At 39.1% G+C, this 17629-nt stretch carries 13 protein-coding genes; 5 read left to right on the top strand and 8 right to left on the bottom strand.

Features of this window, described 5'->3' with window-relative positions; translation table 11 throughout:
* The first annotated feature begins 5 nt into the window (after positions 1-5).
* From hutU to hutI, 3 genes are all read left to right on the top strand, one after another.
* A complete protein-coding gene (gene hutU / locus ACZ5V8_RS05690) occupies positions 6-1706 on the top strand; it encodes a urocanate hydratase (RefSeq protein WP_440617140.1) in 1701 nt (566 codons plus the stop codon).
* Positions 1703-3280: a histidine ammonia-lyase gene (gene hutH / locus ACZ5V8_RS05685; protein ID WP_464218687.1), complete on the top strand. Its 1578-nt coding sequence runs from the start codon at positions 1703-1705 to the stop codon at positions 3278-3280. The genes hutU and hutH overlap by 4 nt, the downstream gene beginning before the upstream one ends.
* A 170-nt stretch (positions 3281-3450) precedes the next feature.
* On the top strand, positions 3451-4650 hold the full coding sequence (gene hutI, locus ACZ5V8_RS05680) for an imidazolonepropionase (RefSeq protein WP_464218686.1): 1200 nt from the start codon (positions 3451-3453) through the stop codon (positions 4648-4650).
* Between the two features lie 361 nt (positions 4651-5011).
* On the opposite strand, the gene ACZ5V8_RS05675 is transcribed toward hutI, so the two are convergent.
* Positions 5012-5365, bottom strand: a complete 354-nt coding sequence (locus tag ACZ5V8_RS05675; protein WP_464218685.1) for a hypothetical protein — start codon at positions 5363-5365, stop codon at positions 5012-5014.
* 106 nt (positions 5366-5471) lie between these two features.
* On the opposite strand from ACZ5V8_RS05675, the gene ACZ5V8_RS05670 reads away from it, so the two are divergent.
* Both ACZ5V8_RS05670 and ACZ5V8_RS05665 read left to right on the top strand, forming a co-directional pair.
* A complete protein-coding gene (locus ACZ5V8_RS05670; protein ID WP_464217022.1) occupies positions 5472-5981 on the top strand; it encodes a helix-turn-helix domain-containing protein in 510 nt (169 codons plus the stop codon).
* Positions 5982-6045: 64 nt separating this feature from the next.
* Positions 6046-6720: a transposase gene (locus ACZ5V8_RS05665; protein WP_464217023.1), complete on the top strand. Its 675-nt coding sequence runs from the start codon at positions 6046-6048 to the stop codon at positions 6718-6720.
* Positions 6721-6723: 3 nt separating this feature from the next.
* Here the strand turns inward: ACZ5V8_RS05665 and mpl are convergent, their stop codons facing one another.
* The 7 genes from mpl to ACZ5V8_RS05630 form a co-directional block, all read right to left on the bottom strand.
* Positions 6724-7812, bottom strand: coding sequence for a UDP-N-acetylmuramate:L-alanyl-gamma-D-glutamyl-meso-diaminopimelate ligase (gene mpl, locus ACZ5V8_RS05660; protein WP_464218684.1), 1089 nt, complete (start codon positions 7810-7812; stop codon positions 6724-6726).
* A gap of 3 nt (positions 7813-7815) precedes the next feature.
* Positions 7816-9231, bottom strand: coding sequence for a bifunctional D-glycero-beta-D-manno-heptose-7-phosphate kinase/D-glycero-beta-D-manno-heptose 1-phosphate adenylyltransferase HldE (gene hldE / locus ACZ5V8_RS05655; RefSeq protein WP_464218683.1), 1416 nt, complete (start codon positions 9229-9231; stop codon positions 7816-7818).
* A 105-nt stretch (positions 9232-9336) separates the two neighbouring features.
* Positions 9337-14175 (bottom strand): NAD-glutamate dehydrogenase, encoded by a 4839-nt coding sequence (locus ACZ5V8_RS05650; RefSeq protein WP_464218682.1) that lies wholly within the window; start codon positions 14173-14175, stop codon positions 9337-9339.
* A 336-nt stretch (positions 14176-14511) separates the two neighbouring features.
* Positions 14512-15240 carry a glutathione peroxidase gene (locus ACZ5V8_RS05645; RefSeq protein WP_464218681.1) on the bottom strand — a complete coding sequence of 243 codons (729 nt, stop codon included), beginning with the start codon at positions 15238-15240 and terminating at the stop codon, positions 14512-14514.
* Positions 15241-15270: 30 nt separating this feature from the next.
* On the bottom strand, positions 15271-15426 hold the full coding sequence (locus ACZ5V8_RS05640; protein WP_440616042.1) for a hypothetical protein: 156 nt from the start codon (positions 15424-15426) through the stop codon (positions 15271-15273).
* Positions 15427-15548: 122 nt separating this feature from the next.
* A complete protein-coding gene (locus tag ACZ5V8_RS05635; RefSeq protein WP_440616044.1) occupies positions 15549-16130 on the bottom strand; it encodes an anthranilate synthase component II in 582 nt (193 codons plus the stop codon).
* On the bottom strand, positions 16111-17628 hold the full coding sequence (locus ACZ5V8_RS05630; protein WP_440616046.1) for an anthranilate synthase component I family protein: 1518 nt from the start codon (positions 17626-17628) through the stop codon (positions 16111-16113). Before ACZ5V8_RS05630 ends, ACZ5V8_RS05635 begins: the two co-directional genes overlap by 20 nt.
* Position 17629: the final 1 nt, after the last annotated feature.

Below are 17629 nucleotides of genomic sequence, written 5' to 3'. Positions count from 1 at the left end.
ATAACATGTCACGAACAGTCAAAGCCGCAACTGGCACCAAACTCACTGCCAAATCTTGGCTAACCGAAGCACCTTTGCGCATGCTGATGAATAATTTAGACCCTGATATCGCTGAGCATCCTCAGGATCTTGTTGTTTATGGCGGCATTGGTAAAGCAGCACGTAACTGGGAGTGCTTTGATAAGATCGTTGAGTCTCTAGAGAAGCTTGAAGATGATGAAACATTACTTGTGCAATCAGGAAAACCAGTAGGTGTTTTCAAAACACATGCCGATGCACCACGTGTGCTCATTGCTAACTCAAACCTTGTTCCACATTGGGCAGATTGGCAACACTTTAATGAGCTTGATAAAAAAGGCTTAATGATGTACGGACAAATGACTGCTGGTTCTTGGATATATATCGGCTCACAAGGTATTGTCCAAGGCACCTACGAAACATTTGTTGAGATGGGACGTCAGTATTATAACGGCGACTTATCGGGCAAGTGGATTCTAACTGCAGGATTAGGTGGTATGGGTGGCGCGCAAACACTCGCTGGCGTTTTAGCCGGTGCCTGTGTTTTAGCCATTGAGTGTGATGAAAGCCGTATTGATTTTAGGTTACGCACCAAATACGTTGATTACAAAGCCAAAACATTAGATGAGGCAATGGCTATTCTCAACAAAGCCTGCGCTGAGAAACGTGCTATTTCTGTGGGTCTGTTAGGAAATGCTGCTGAGATTTTACCTGAAATGATCAAGCGCAGCATCAAGCCTGATGCGGTAACGGATCAAACCAGCGCACATGATCCATTAAACGGCTATCTACCGATTGGTTGGAGTTTGGAAAAGGCTAAAAAAGAGCGTCAAAGCAATCCTGAATTAGTTGTAGCAGAAGCCAAAAAATCAATGAAAATTCACGTAAAGGCAATGCTTGAATTTGCCAAACAAGGCATTCCAACTTTTGACTATGGTAATAATATTCGCCAAGTTGCCTTTGATGAGGGCTTGCAAAATGCGTTTGATTTCCCAGGTTTTGTTCCGGCATTTATCCGTCCACTCTTTTGTCAAGGCATTGGACCGTTTAGATGGGTTGCTTTATCCGGTGATCCTGAGGATATCTATAAAACGGATCAGAAAGTTAAAGAACTTATGCCGCATGACAAACACCTACATAATTGGTTAGATATGGCAAAAGAGCGTATCGCCTTTCAAGGTCTGCCGGCACGCATTTGTTGGGTTGGCTTGGGCGATCGTGCGCGCCTTGGCTTGGCATTTAACGAAATGGTTAAAAATGGTGAGCTTAAAGGTCCTATTGTTATTGGTCGTGATCACTTAGATTCAGGATCTGTCGCAAGTCCTAATCGCGAAACAGAAAGCATGAAAGATGGTTCAGATGCGGTATCTGATTGGCCGCTTTTAAATGCATTACTCAATACCGCAGGTGGAGCTACGTGGGTAAGTTTACATCATGGAGGTGGCGTTGGCATGGGCTTCTCTCAACACGCCGGTGTTGTTATCGTTGCCGATGGTACTGAAGCTGCGGCAAAACGTTTGCAACGCGTGTTAACGAATGATCCAGGTACTGGGGTTATGCGTCATGCTGATGCCGGTTATGACATCGCAATTCAATGTGCTAAAGACAAAGGACTCAATTTACCCATGGTTAATGCAGATACAAAAGATACTACCTGTGCTACAGCCAAAAATGAGGCGTTAATATGAGTGAAGTCATGAATAAAACAAATACAACCAATAAAAAAGCGCATAACCCGCAAAGCTTTTGCTTAATCCCGGGTGAGCTTAGTCTTCAGGATATCGAACTATTACTTAATAGTGCATGCCCCATTCATTTGGATGATAGCGCATACGCTAAAGTGGCAACATCACGCAGCATTGTTGAGGAAGTGCTTAAAGAAGGCAAAACAGTTTATGGGATTAACACGGGCTTTGGCTTACTGGCAAATAAAAAAATCCCAACCACAGAGCTTAAAGAACTACAACGCCGCATTGTGCTTTCTCATGCTACCGGCGTGGGTAAAGCGCTAGATAATGACACTGTTAAGCTTATTATGCTACTGAAAATCAACAGTCTTGCACAAGGCTACTCAGGTGTCACACAACAAACCCTAGATGCACTCATCGCCTTTTATAATCATGGCATTTATCCTGTAATTCCTGAGCAAGGTTCAGTTGGTGCATCGGGCGATTTAGCACCTTTAGCGCACATGAGCATGCCACTGATTGGTGAGGGTGAGGTTGATTATCAAGGTCAGCGCATCGATGCAGTCGAGGCTTTAAAGAAAGCAGGATTAAGTGCTATTGAGCTTCAAGAAAAGGAAGGCTTAGCACTGCTTAATGGCACCCAAGCATCAACTGCCATTGCTTTAATGGGGTTGATTAAAGTCGAACGCAATTTCAGTATTGCTGCTATTGCTGGCGCTTTAAGTATTGAAGCAACCTTTGGCAGTATGAAGCCCTTTGATCCAGTTATTTCCAAGATCAAACGCGTTGAGGGTCAAATCCTTTTCTCACAAGTCATGCGCAACTTATTGGAAAACAGTGAGATTATGCACGCGCATGATCACTGTAGCAAAGTACAAGACCCTTACTCATTACGTTGCCAACCACAGGTAATGGGAGCCGCTTGGCAAGTGATCAATGACGCTAAGCGCAATTTATTAAATGAAGCTAATGGTGTCTCTGATAACCCGCTAATCTTGCCAGAAACCAAAGAGATTATATCCGGCGGCAACTTCCACGCTGAGATGGTGGCAATGAGTGCAGATATGTTAAGCATCGCTTGCGCTGAAATTGGGGCTATTTCTGAGCGTCGTATTGCCCTTTTGATCGATAAACATTTAAGTGGCTTACCTGCATTTTTAATTGAAAATGCTGGTCTTAATTCGGGCTTCATGTTGGCACATGTGACCGCATCCTCGTTAGCCAGTGAAAATAAAACACTGGCGCATCCGGCATCTGTTGATAGTCTACCAACTTCTGCTAATCAAGAAGATCATGTCAGTATGGCAACTTTTGCCGCACGCAAATTAAACACAATTGCTCAAAATGTATTATCTATATTAAGTATTGAAGTGCTTGCTGCTTGCCAAGGTGTCTCAATACGAGCACCACTTAAAACATCAAACATATTGGATAATAAGTATCGCCAAATTCGCGCCAAAGTGCCTTATTATGATGAGGATCGCTATTTTGCACGTGATATTGAAAATGCCACCGATATTATCAAACAACATACGTTTTATAGCGATGTGCATGCACAGCTTTTCCAAGTGTAAAGGAGTAAAACATAAGTTGTATCAGCGCCTACCTCCCCCCTTGCGGGAGAGGTCGTTCAGCTTAAGCTGAACGGGTGAGGGGAATATTTAAATCTCAACTTACTTTTATTCCGGATAAAAGAATAAAAAAATAAAAACGTAATAACATAGGAATAACAAAAGGTAAAAGTATGTATGATCTTATCATCCTAAATGCGCAGCTTGTAACCTTCGATCAAGACGACCGTATTTTGGATAATGCCAGTTTAGTCATTGATCAAGGCAAGATTATTGATATCCTGCTCAAAGATTCCATCTTACCCAAGGCGCGAGAAATCATCGATCACAATGGGCAACTTATAACACCGGGACTTATTGATTGTCACACGCATCTTGTCTATGGCGGCAATCGCGCAGATGAGTTTGAAATGCGTTTAAATGGTGCCTCATATGAGGAGATTGCCAAACAAGGTGGTGGCATTCGCTCAACCGTTGCCGCAACACGTAACGCTTCCTTTGAGGAGCTTTATCACAGCGCCAATAAACGTCTTAAACAAATGAGGCAATATGGCACAACCACCTGTGAAATTAAATCAGGGTATGGCTTAGATCTCGATAGTGAAATGAAAATGCTGAAAGTTGCTCGCCAACTTAATGAGTCTAAGGGTATTGATATTATCCCCACCTTCTTAGGTGCACATGCCCTGCCGCCTGAGTTTGATAATAAAGACAAGTATATTGACTTTATCATTGATGAAGTTTTACCCGTGTTGCAAAAAGAAAATTTGGCACACGTTGTCGATGGATTCTGTGAAAATATTGGCTTTTCACATAGTCAAATGAAGCGCCTTTTTACTGCAGCAACAAAAAATCATGGGTTTCAATTAAAACTGCATGCCGAGCAACTATCCGATCAAAAAGGTGCAGCTCTTGCCGCTCAATTTAACGCCCTATCAGCTGATCATTTAGAGTATCTTGCGATTGAGGACATTACTAAAATGCGCGATGCTAATACCGTGGCTGTTTTACTACCTGGTGCCTATTATTTCTTACGTGAAACCAAGTTGCCACCTGTTGCTGATCTGTTAAAACAAAAGGTGAAAATAGCCATTGCCACTGATGCCAATCCCGGCTCATCACCTTTTTTATCGTTGCCACTGATGATGAATATGGCATGCACCCTATTTCGCATGACACCTTATCAGGCATTTCAAGCAACAACGATCAATGCCGCTTATGCACTTGGAATACAAAGCCAAAAAGGAAGTATTGAAATCGGTAAATGCGCTGATTTGATCCTATGGGATTGTGAACATTACAATCAAATCATCTATGACTCAACTTTAAATTATCGCAAAGCAACTATTAAGAATGGTGAGTTAATCGTTTAAGGTGCACTGCACCCATCTGCTATCACTAGTCAAAATGCCTTTGTTTTGCATATAAAAACAATCAAATTAATGCTGCAATCCTTGTTGTTGATTCATGCCATTAGATCAAGTTTATTTTAAGGCTTCATCCCCTAGCTGTTTCATTCAATGCAACTCGCTTTGCGAAGCGCCTATGCTACCGAAGCTTACGGTTTTACATTGTGTTAATTGAGATCTGACTCTCACAAATTACCTCTTTTATGTTTAATATATTTCACCGCTGCAAGCAGCTCAAGTGACTTACCTTTTTGCGTGGTCAAAAAGGTAAGCGAAAAATCCCATTTTACTGACGTCAACAAAACTTGCAGGGCGAGCTTTTTGGTTACTTTTTTGCGGGAAAAAAGTAACTGCCTAAAGCAACGTTAGTTGCGGGCAAGATTTCATCACGACTGAAATTACGCATTTTTTCTATTTCAACACCTCGCCTCGCAAGTGCACCTAACTGTTTATACAACCCATCAAAAGCCCCATTACTCATAATGACGTAATGGGTAAAACGTTCGGGTTGTAATTGCTTAAAATGCGCAACAATATCGGCAACCTCATCAAATACTATAAAGTTTTCTTTAGCGTAAGATGCCGCCTGCCACTGCATCGCACTGTTTTGATAAAACCAGACTTCATCAGCAATAGTAAGCGCATTAATTAATGCCTGCTCTTGCGTACCCATTTTCATCGTATTTGAGCGCGGCTCTAGAATAGCTACTGCTGCATATTCTAAATAAACAAAGACAAAATGTAGTATAATAAATCCTTATAAATGACTGACTATTAAAGCGACAATGGCAAAGGCTAAACAAGCAATTATTCTGACTGAAAAACAAAGACATATTCTGTCAAAACTGCATACATCAAATACGGGACAATATCGCTATAAACTAAGAGCCAAGATTATTCTTGACAGCGCAGATCATAGACGCACAAAAGATACACTTTCTGAGTTGAATATAGTAGCTAGCACGGTAGGCAAATGGCGTGATCGTTGGAATAATGCTTCAGAAAAACTTGCATGCCTTGAACGAGAAGAAATAAAAGGTATTGAGTATGAGCGAGCTATATGCGAAATACTTGATGATCTACCTAGAGAAGGAACACCTGCAAAGTTTAGCGCAGAGCAAATTTGTAAAATTATAAGCGTTGCTTGCGAAGCACCAGAAAAATCAGGGCTTCCTTTAAGTCATTGGAGTTTACCAAGTTTGGCTGCAGAGTTAGTTAAACGACAAATAGTGGACAGCATTTCAATTTCCCAACTACATGTTTTTTTAAAATCAGGCAGATATAAAGCCCCATAAGGTAAAACAGTGGATACACACACCCATTGAGGATCAAGCCACATTTGATCATGAAGTAGCGCAAGTGTGCAACACCTATCAAAAAGCATATGATGAAAAGGACAATGACATGCTTCAAGTGGTCAGTTGTGATGAGAAAACAGGGATACAGGCATTGGAGCGTCAAATCACTCCAATGAATCTGGATCATTGTGAACGCGTTGATAACAGCTATGAACGCCATGGCACACAATGTTTAATTGCAAATTTTGATATTGCTTCAGGTAAAATAATTGCTCCAACCATAGGTGATACCAGAACGGAAGAAGATTTCAAGAATCATGTCGAGCAAACAGTGCAAACGAAGCCTAAGGCTAATTGGGTTTTCGTTGTTGATCAATTAAATACGCACATGTCTGAAGCGTTGGTTTTGCTAGTGCTTAATTTGTGTGGTATTACTGGGGTGGATATTGGTGAAAAAGGCAAACATGGCGTGTTGAAAAACATGCAAACACGTAAAGCGTTTCTTGAAGATAGTTCACATCGTATTCGGTTTGTATATACACCGAAACATGCTTCATGGCTTAATCAAGTTGAGATATGGTTTAGCATTTTGGTTAAGCGATTACTTAAACGTTTATCTACGAAGTCAACAGTTGAGCTTAAAGATAAAATAACGGCATTTATTGGGTACTTTAATGATGTATTGGCTAAGCCATTTAAATGGACATATAAGGGGAGAGTTCTACAGGCGACATAATATTTACTTATTTAAAGGATGAGGTACTACTACCCTTTCTTTTTCACCGGCACGTGCTTTAATTGCCTTAAGCGTTTCTGCTACCGCCGTTGGATGATGGGCAAAATCATCATAAATGGCATAGTGATCGTTTTGGATAATGCATTCAAGGCGGCGCTTGACACCTTTAAAATTTTTAAAACTCTCTGTCACTTTATCCAATGAAACACCTAGTGTTTTTAAAACTGCATAAGCTGATAACGCATTTTTGGCATTATGCTCACCTAATAGCGCCCAGTTAATTTTAAGTGTTTTATTGTGGTCTATGATCTCAAACTGGCTATAGTCTTCAAGTATAGGCTTGATATCAAGCCCACGCTCAGCTTGCAGAGGGCAACATTGAGACCAACAGCCCATCGCTAGTAGCTTATGAATGTGGGTATCTAGCTTAGGATAAATAACCGTCGACTTTCCAGGTAACAGCCGCATAAGATGGTGAAATTGTCGATAAATATCGTCAATCGAATTGAAAATATCAGCATGATCAAACTCAAGATTATTAATTACTAACACATCTGGATGGTAATGCATAAACTTCGAGCGCTTATCAAAAAATGCCGTATCATATTCATCGGCTTCAATCACAAAGTACTCAGAATCCGTTAAGCGCGATGACACCCCAAAGTCTTGAGTAATACCACCGACCAGAAAGCTTGGATTTAATCCTGCATCATCCATCAATTTAATGACCATCGATGTGGTAGTTGTTTTACCATGTGTTCCGGCAATGGCAATGACCGTTTTACCTTTAAGAACTTCTTGATAAAGCCACTTGGGACCTGAAAAATACTCAAGATCACTATTTAATAAGTGCTCAACAATTGGCATACCACGGCGCATCGTATTGCCAACAATCACCTGATCAGGTCTAAATGATTCAATATCATAATCATAACCAGATATAAGCTTAATGCCTTGAGACTCAAGGTAGCTGCTCATCGGTGGGTAAACATTTTGATCACTGCCTGTGACCTTGTAACCTTTCTCACGCGCTAATAGCGCTAAAGCACCCATAAAGGTGCCGCAAATGCCTAATATATGAATGTGTTTCATGACCTACTTTTGATTTTTTATTTTTTCAATAATCGATGTACTCGAATGACTGGGCTTTAAGGTAATGGTTTTGACCTCACCACCTGCAGCTAACACTTCTTTAGCGCCCGCAATTTGTGAAACTTCATAATCGGCACCCTTAACCAGAATATCCGGTAATAGTTCACTAATAATTCGCTGTGGCGTATCTTCTTCAAATGCTACTACCCAGTCAACACAGCCTAATGCCGAAAGCACTTCCATCCGCGATTGCAAGTTAACATATGGTCGAGATGTCCCTTTTAAGCGCTTAACCGACTCATCGGTATTAACAGCGACAATCAAGCGATCACCCAAAGCGCGCGCTTTTTGTAAATACTCAACATGTCCGGCATGCAAAATATCAAAGCAGCCATTGGTCATCACGACTTTTTCACCTTGAAGATGGACCTCACTCATTGCTTTTTTGAGCTCAGTTTGACTTAAAACACCTTTGTGTACTCTAGCTTGTGCATGGAGTGAATCATGCAACTCTTGAGCATTCAGTGTTGCCGTGCCAACTTTACCAACAACAACACCTGCTGCGGCATTAGCAAGACGCATCGCTGAGGTGTAATCATAGCCACACGAAACTGCCATTGCCATGACGGCAATGACGGTGTCACCTGCACCAGTCACATCAAAGACCTCTTTGGCAACGGTAGGAATCGTTGTCACTTCACCGTTTTTTAACACCAACGTCATACCTTCCTCACTTCGAGTAATTAGCAGTCCACCTAAATGACAATTGGCTATTAATTGATGCGCTTTAGTAATTAACTCATCTTCAGTATGGCACTTTCCAACAACTGCTTCAAATTCCTTGCGATTGGGGGTAATTAACGTTGCACCTTGATAGATACTAAAGTCATTACCTTTAGGGTCAACGAGTGTTGCAATATTTTGTTTATTTGCCAATTCAATCAGTTTTTGCACATCGTGTAGTGTCCCCTTACCATAGTCCGATAATACCATGACATTATAGTTTTGAAGCACTGCCTCAACATTGCTGAAAAGCACACCTTCATCAACTTGCACAAAACCTTCTTCAAAATCAAGACGCAATAATTGTTGTTTTTGAGATAACACACGCAACTTCGTAATCGTTGGCAAATGTGTTTCAATCAAATGACTATGAATTGATTGTTCAACTAAAAAGTTTTTTAGAATGTGTGCCGGCTCATCCTGACCAATCATCGCACAAATTCCCGCCTTCCCTGCGAGTGAGGTAATATTTAAGGCGACATTGCCAGCACCACCTGCACGATCTTGAATATTCTTAACATGCACCACAGGAACCGGTGCTTCAGGTGAGATACGCTCTGTCGAACCGTAGTAATAGCGATCTAACATCACGTCACCTACGACTAAAACACGTGCTTTTTGTAAGTTACTTTGCATTATTTATTTAGACACTAATAGCAGTAGGCGTAATACTACACTAAAGCCTAATAAAATTACAGTTTGTCGTTGATGCTATTTGCTAAGATTTAGAGAGAGTATAAATTAATGGGAACGCGCCAAATCGCTTAAACTTCTAAAAGCAATATTGACTGATTCAAAGTTTGGTTCATCCGTACGCATATCTTCAATAAGTCCATTCCAACGTGCTAAATAACTGCTGTTGATACTCAACCAATACTCAACTTTGTCATTAACATCATCGATATCTTTGGTAAACTCAATAACACGTCTGACCAAGCGATATTGCAATTTATCCAAATCATCACGCAAAGCAGACGTTGATAACGTACCCCAGTAAGATTGTTTACCGCCTAAGTGATTAATGCAACTTCTAAACCAAGATAACCATAGCTTTTGATTAAGCAATATAGCAATCTTTTCAAATGACTCACTTTCTTTAGAGATCTCTATACTATGGGCTAAGTCCATCACTGAAGTTGCCATCTTAAATGATAACACCTCATCAACAATCGTTTTTGGCACCCCGGCATTAATTAAAGCCGTCGCTTTATCCTCAATTTTTTGTTTTTCTGATGGAATCAAAAGCCTTGGAAATACCTTTAATGCAATAGGTGCTGTATGTCGATACTTAGCAATCACCTCAGCAATTGGGAAGCCTTTAGGCTCATTGCGTAAAATCCAACGACAATTGCGACGCACAAATCTAAATAAGATCTGTAAACACTTTTGAATGCTTTCAGCGTTTACTTTCCCACTTAACTTCTCTGACTTTTGCCATAGTTTATCCAAAGAGAAAATCTCAACCACAGCAATAAACGCTTTGATAATATCAGCAACTGACGCCCCTGTTTCATCATATAGACGTTGAATAAAAGTGACCCCCATGTGTAAAGTAACCGCATTAGTAATCTGTGTTGCGATAATTTCACGCTTTAACTTATGTCCTTGCATTAAATCAGCGTATTTCTCACGTAGTACCGTTGGAAATTCCCACAATAAGAAAAAGTTAAAGTGAGGATCGTCTGGTAAGTCAGATTTTAAAATCTGCTGCTTAATCATCGTTTTGGTATATGCCATAATCACAGAGAACTCCGGCGCTGTTAAGCTTTTCCCTGATAATGCACGTGATTGTAGCATCTTGTCTGTTGGTAAATACTCAACTTCACGATCAAGCTGCATCTTACGCTCAAGCTCACGCATCAAACGTGCATATGACTCGACAAAATAGCGCTCTTGTGATTGCAATTCATTAGCGATTGTGCGGTTTTGACCATAGTTATTCTGTAGCACCAAATGTGCGACATCACCAGACATCTCAGCCAATAATTTGTTACGACCACTTTCCGATAACTCGCCATTTTCAATCGCCATATTCAGTAAGATTTTGATGTTTACTTCATGATCTGAACAGTCAACACCCGCAGCATTATCAATCGCATCAGTATTGATTGAACCACCTTTTAAGGCATATTCAATACGCCCTAACTGTGTGCAACCTAAGTTACCACCCTCGCCAACAACTAAGCAGTTTAAATCACGCCCATTAATGCGCACTGGATCATTGGCGCGATCGCCAACGGCTTCATTAGTTTCAGTGTGTGCTTTGACATAAGTCCCAATACCACCATTCCACAGTAATTCATAATCCGCTTTCAATAATAACTGAATTAACTTGTTTGGTTCCAATTCATTAGCATCAGTCTTTAACAGTGCTTTCATTTCTGGACTTAATTGAATACTCTTCAATTGACGGCTAAATATACCACCACCCTGTGAGATAAGCTTTTGGTTGTAATCTTCCCAGCTTGAACGCGGCAAATCAAACATGCGCTTTCTTTCTTTATAGCTTGAAGCTGCATCTGGATTAGGGTCAATAAAGATATGCATATGGTTAAACGCACCCACTAAGCGAATATGCTTGGATAATAGCATACCATTACCAAATACATCACCTGCCATATCCCCTATACCAACGACCGTAAATTCTTCAGTTTGGGTATCTTTACCTCTTTCTCTAAAGTGACGTTTCACCGACTCCCAAGCACCGCGCGCGGTAATACCCATCTTCTTGTGATCATAACCATTTGAACCACCTGAAGCAAAAGCATCTCCTAACCAGAAATCATATTCCATCGCCACACTATTAGCGATATCAGAGAAGGTGGCCGTACCTTTATCCGCCGCAACCACTAAATACGGATCATCTTCATCATAGCAAACGACATTCTGCGGCTTAATGATTTCATTATTTTTAATGTTATCGGTAATATCTAGCAACGAGCTAATGAACATGCGATAGCAGCTAATCGCTTCTTCCATCACCGCTTCACGCCCTTCTAGAATTGGTAATCTTTTTGGTAAAAATCCACCTTTGGCACCCAATGGCACAATGACCGCATTTTTAACTTGTTGTGCCTTAACCAAGCCTAATACTTCGGTGCGATAATCTTCTTTTCTATCTGACCATCTTAATCCACCACGCGCAACTTTAGCACCACGCAAGTGAACCCCTTCAACACGTGGAGAGTACATAAAGATCTCAAACATTGGTACAGGCTTTGGCATTTCAGAAATTTTTGATGGAATCAATTTAAATGATATATATTCCTTATGCTGATTATGTGTGTCTTTTTGGTAGAAGTTCGTTCTTTGTGTTGCTTCAATTACCTCTTGTAAACGACGCAATAATTTATCTTGATCAAGACTTGCCACATTAATAAGTTTTGCTTTAAGCTTTTCACGAATGTCGCTTACTATAGTCTCACGATTTTTTTGTTCACAGACTGGATTAAAGCGTGCATCAAATAATGATACCATCAGGCGAACGATCTCGGCATACTCAATATAAGTATCTTCGATATACTGCTGACTCAAACGCACGCCAATTTGTGTCATATAACGCGTATAAGCACGCACAATTGCTACTTCACGCCAATCAAGACCCGCATAAACAATCAATGAATTAAATCGATCATTCTCAGCAACCCCTGCCCAAGTAACCGCAAAAGCTTCTTTTAATTTATCGGTTACTTCAGCAATTTCAACTGGCTTACTGGTTAATAAGGCAAAATCCGACAACCAGACAAAACCACCTGATTTAGGTTTGACCTTATAAGGACGCTCTTCAGCAACGGATAAACCGAAGTTTTCTAAAATAGGCATAATCTGACTTAGCTGCACCATCTGATCTTTTAGGAACAATTTAAAGTGTAAACGGTCACCAGATTCTTCAAGCACTTGATATAAACTCATCGATAAACGATTTTTGCGCGCCTGTTCAAAGTGCACGATATCAGACACTGCCTTGCGTGGAATATAATCATCTTTATAAGCTAAAGAAAAGGCATGTGCATATTCTTGGGCGTAAGATCGACCTTTGTTCTCGCCAAACTCTTCAATTAGATCATCAAATAGATAATCGCTCCACTGACGCTCAACGCTCTTGATTTTATCTTCCAATAATTCTAAATCAACTTGCTCCACTGGTTCGTTACCATCAAGATAAACAGTAAAGTCAATTCGGCATAATACACTTTCTAAGAAGTTTGTTTTAAAAGTCGTACGTTGACCATTCAATGTTTTTAACAAAATGCGCTCAACACGTTCTCTGACTTCTGAGTTATAACGATCTCTGGGCATGTACAACATACAGAAATAGTAACGGCTAAACTGATCCTTGCGTACAAACAACTTCATGACTTGACGTTCACGGATATGGTAGATACCTAATGCGGTATTAAACAACTCCTCATCTGAGCTTAAAAATAGCTCATCACGCGGATAGGTATCGATAATATTACTCAACGCCTTATAAGCATGCCCAAACTTTCTGAAGCCTGACTGTTTTAATACCATTTCTTTACGCAAACGCAAAAAAGGAATATGTTGTGGCGATGAGTGGTATGCCGTTGATGTATATAGACCTAATAAGCGTTTATAACCAGTAATTTCACCTTTTTTGTTATAAATTGCGACTGAGATAATATCCATATACGCAGGACGGTGAATCGGAGAAACCTCATCAGATTTAGCAACCGTTAAAATGGCATCAACATTTTTATTGATATTTAGATTTTTTTCATAGATATCACTTAAGGCAGTAATATAATCATCATTCACTGAGAACAAACCTAATGCTGAGGATTTCTCAGCCACAAATGCCTTCTCGCCTTTAAGCATTTTCGCATCAAAAGCGCAATAGCCTAAAAAGATAAAATGATCTTTCTTTAAGAACTCTAAAAAATCAATCGCTTCTTCATAGTAGTTTTGTGCCACTTTATCTTTAGGTTGGTGCACCTCTTTGATCATTGTTTGCAACTCTGCCTTCATCGGCTCAAAATCGCGAACAATTGCTTGGAGTTTTTTATAATTTTCAGTAATTTTTTGCTCAATCGCCTTAAGTGCAACTTTATCATCTGTTTGACGATCCACTTCCATGATCACCAAACAGGTTTTATCGTTATTGACCGCACCCTTCTCATCTGCCACATTATCCGTCAATGCAATCAAATTGCCTTTGGCATCACGCTTTAAATCAATGCCGCCAATATTCATCATAAAATGAATACCAAGTCCCATTGATGACATCAACATCATTAAGGTATCTACTATAAATGGAGAATCCTGACAGCTTAGCTCAATAACCGTATGACGTGATACCCAGCCATTTTGCTCATATACCGGATTATATACGCGAATCAGCGCCTTTCCTTCAGGGTTTTTGTAGATAAATTTCCAAAAAGAAATAATTGAACCATATAAATCCAATAGCTCACGCTGATGAAGCTCATCTTCTGATATTACGCGTATATAAGCTTTTAATAGGGATTCGAGTATTGAAGCATCCTGTGACGAAAATTTCTCCTTGAACATGCTTGTTAACTTCTGAATAACCGCTTGCGTTCTCTCGTTGTAGTGCATTTTTAACCTACTGTTTTGTTTTGACAAAAGACGCATGCATGATAAGCCAGTTTTGCCTGTCCCTCAACAGTAAGTTCTGCCTAAAATAGAGTTTTTTTACCTATCTGTTGTATATCCCCATCACAAACCATTTTACAGAATTTTTTGCTTTGTATTTTGCGTGCTTTTTGCAAGTTAAATTTTGATAATAATCCTAGCTATTACCTACAATTTAACTTGCAAAAATCTTCACAAACTACCTTACAACCAAACACCGCAAAATGATTTACGATGGGTATATTTTAAATTTATTTGACTGTCAGGGAAAATTCAGGACAAAGATAAGCCGAACACAAATTAACTATAATATTTCTCCAAATCATCGGCACCACCAATATGTTGCCCATCAATATAGATTTGCGGCACGGTTTGGCGATTTGTTAATGCTTTAACGGTTCGCATTGACGCTCCATGACCTAGCACAACTTCTTCATAGCCTTGGTTATGATCATTAAGTAACTTTTTGGCGCGTTTACAATGTGGGCATCCAGGCTTAGTGAAAATTGTCACTTCTTTTGGCAACTGCGCATTAGGTGCAACAAACTCAAGCATCGTATCCGCATCAGAGACTTCAAATGGGTCACCTGCTTTATTTGGCTCAATAAACATCTTGGCAATCACACCATCTTTTACAAGCATTGAATAACGCCATGAGCGCTTACCAAAACCTAAAGTCTCTTTATCAACCAAAAGCCCCATTTTTTCGGTAAACTCACCATTACCATCGGGGATAAACTCGATATTTTCAGCTTTTTGTTCTTTTTTCCAAGCATTCATCACAAAGGTATCATTGACTGACATGCAAACAATGCGATCAATACCATGCTTTTTAAACACTGGAAACAACTCATTAAAACGCGGCACATGTGCAGATGAACATGTTGGCGTGAAAGCACCCGGTAATGAAAAAACAATGACATTTTTACCTTTAAAAATATCATTGCTTGTCACATCTTGCCACTGACCATCTTGCATGGTTCTAAACGTGACATTTGGAACGTGTTGGTTTTCTAAATTTGGGAACATCTATTGACTCCTGTTTTATTGATTGTTTCGTTATTCATTAATATTAATTGACGCATTTAAACTATGCATTTGTGTCTTGTGCACTTGTTTCGCCATGGTTGATGTTGCATAAAAATCTGTGCCTGCTAAAGCAAGATTGCTACCTAACAACATAACACTGATTGTGATATTTATAATCTTTTTCATGCTCTTTATTCCTTTTTGCTGTTTCGATGTCAACACTATAGCAAACGTTCAAGCATGTGATAAATATATTATATTTTAATTATTGATCAATTTTATTTATTGTAAATTAAGCCTACAACAACCTAAATCAGCAAGCGCTTTATTACATTCATAAAAATATCCACACCATGATTACTTGTGATACTCTCTGGGTGAAACTGTACTCCGCTTACCTGAAAATGCTTATGTTTGATTGCCATAATACAATCATCGTCCAATGATCTTGCCAAAATATCTAGATTTTCATGAGGAAAAGATGAATCTTCAGCTGCTAATGAGTGGTAGCGTGTCACCTCAAAAACAGAGGGCATACCAGCAAAATATGCGTCTGAATTATGTTTAATTTTACTGACTTTTCCATGCCTAACGTTTTTTGATCTTACCACCTTACCATCAAATACTTCAACCATAGCCTGCATACCTAAACAAACGCCAAATAAAGGGATTTTTCCACTAAACTCCTTTATTAGAGGGATATATCCACTATCTTTTGGGCTACCAGGACCTGGACCAAATATAATTAAATCATATTGGGCTTGCCTTATACTGTCAGCCGTAACACGATCATTTCTGATAACGTCTGCACTCACTCCTTCTAGTGAGACACAATATTGATAAATGATATGCACGAAACTATCATAGGCATCAATTAATAAAAGCTTCATTTCTTAACTCCTTTGCTGTAATTGCATAATACGTTGAGCTTAACTTACTAATAGTTTCATTCCACTCTCCTTCCGGAGTTGAGTCATAAACAATACCGCCTGATGCTCTAATCGTATATGTTCCAGACTGGTAAGTGGCAGTGCGGATACAAAGCGCTGTTTCAACCACACCAGAAAAATCTATAAAACCAATACAACCAGCATAAAGACCTCTTCGCGAATTTTCCGTTTCCTCAATAATTTCCATTGCTCTAACTTTAGGAGCCCCAGTCATTGTCCCTGCGGGAAATGTTGCTGCTATCACATCATACTTATCATAACTTGCTTCTTTTTGTCCAATGACATTGGAAACTATGTGTGATACATGAGAGTATTTCTCAACGACCATCAATTCATCTGTTTTTAAAGTTCTCTTAGCACAGACTCGACCTATATCATTACGACATAAATCCACCAACATAATGTGCTCTGCTCTTTCCTTTTCATCATTCAACATAGCTTGCTGCAAAATTCTATCTTCTTCTGCATTTTTTCCAGCCCTAATAGTTCCTGCGATTGGTCTCATCGTTAGCTTATTATTCTTATCAATTCTTAAAAATAGTTCAGGACTAGCTCCGATGATATGCATGCCCCCCAACTGCGTATAGTACATATAGGGAGAAGGATTAATTTTACGTAACCTTTTATATACAGAGTAGGGTTTTATCTCACTATCTATAGTTATTTCATGTCCTAACTGAATCTGATAAATATTGCCTTGCACAATATGATCTAAAGCCTTATAAACCCAATTAAAATATGTCATTTTATCAACAGAATCCTTGATCTTCTTAGGGATTAAAACTTTACTATCTGAGCAAAAATCTAACTGCTGTTCATCATAAATTTCTTCACTAACAATATTCATAACAGCTTTCTTAACAGAGCTTTTAGGAGTATTTTCAAGTTCATTAGTAATTAAAAAATTCTGACCATTTTTTAAATCCATATTAATTAATGTACTATAAATACTCAGATCAATAATGTATGTCTGGTCTTTTTGATGTATACAATATGGCAAGCTTTCTATTATTCGGACACTGTCATAGCCAAAGTAACCAAAAAAACCAAAAGCTAGTGAAGTACTATCACCAACATAATCTAAAGAAAAAATCGACTCTATTTTTCTTAATATCTCCCATACTTTATTTAAATTTTTAATTTCATACTCACATTCTTTAACTTTGCTTAACTCATCAAAAGAATCTAAAGCAGCATTCACTGAAGCTAAAACTACACTTATTCCAGATGTTTTTATCATTGTTAAGCTAACCTTTATATTAAACAAAGGCTCTATACCAATTAAAGCTTGGTTCATATCTTTATTTGGTCCGGACAAGGATTCAAGTAAAAATAACTGATCATCCATATACACTTTTCTTAAGCTATTGAAAAGACTAAAACTATCAGCATTAGTTGGTAAACTTTCACAATAGCTTCTAACTTTTAACATATTCATT

It is taken from the genome of Cysteiniphilum sp. GTC20157, from assembly GCF_055396795.1.
This window is presented reverse-complemented; position numbering and strand designations above follow the sequence as displayed.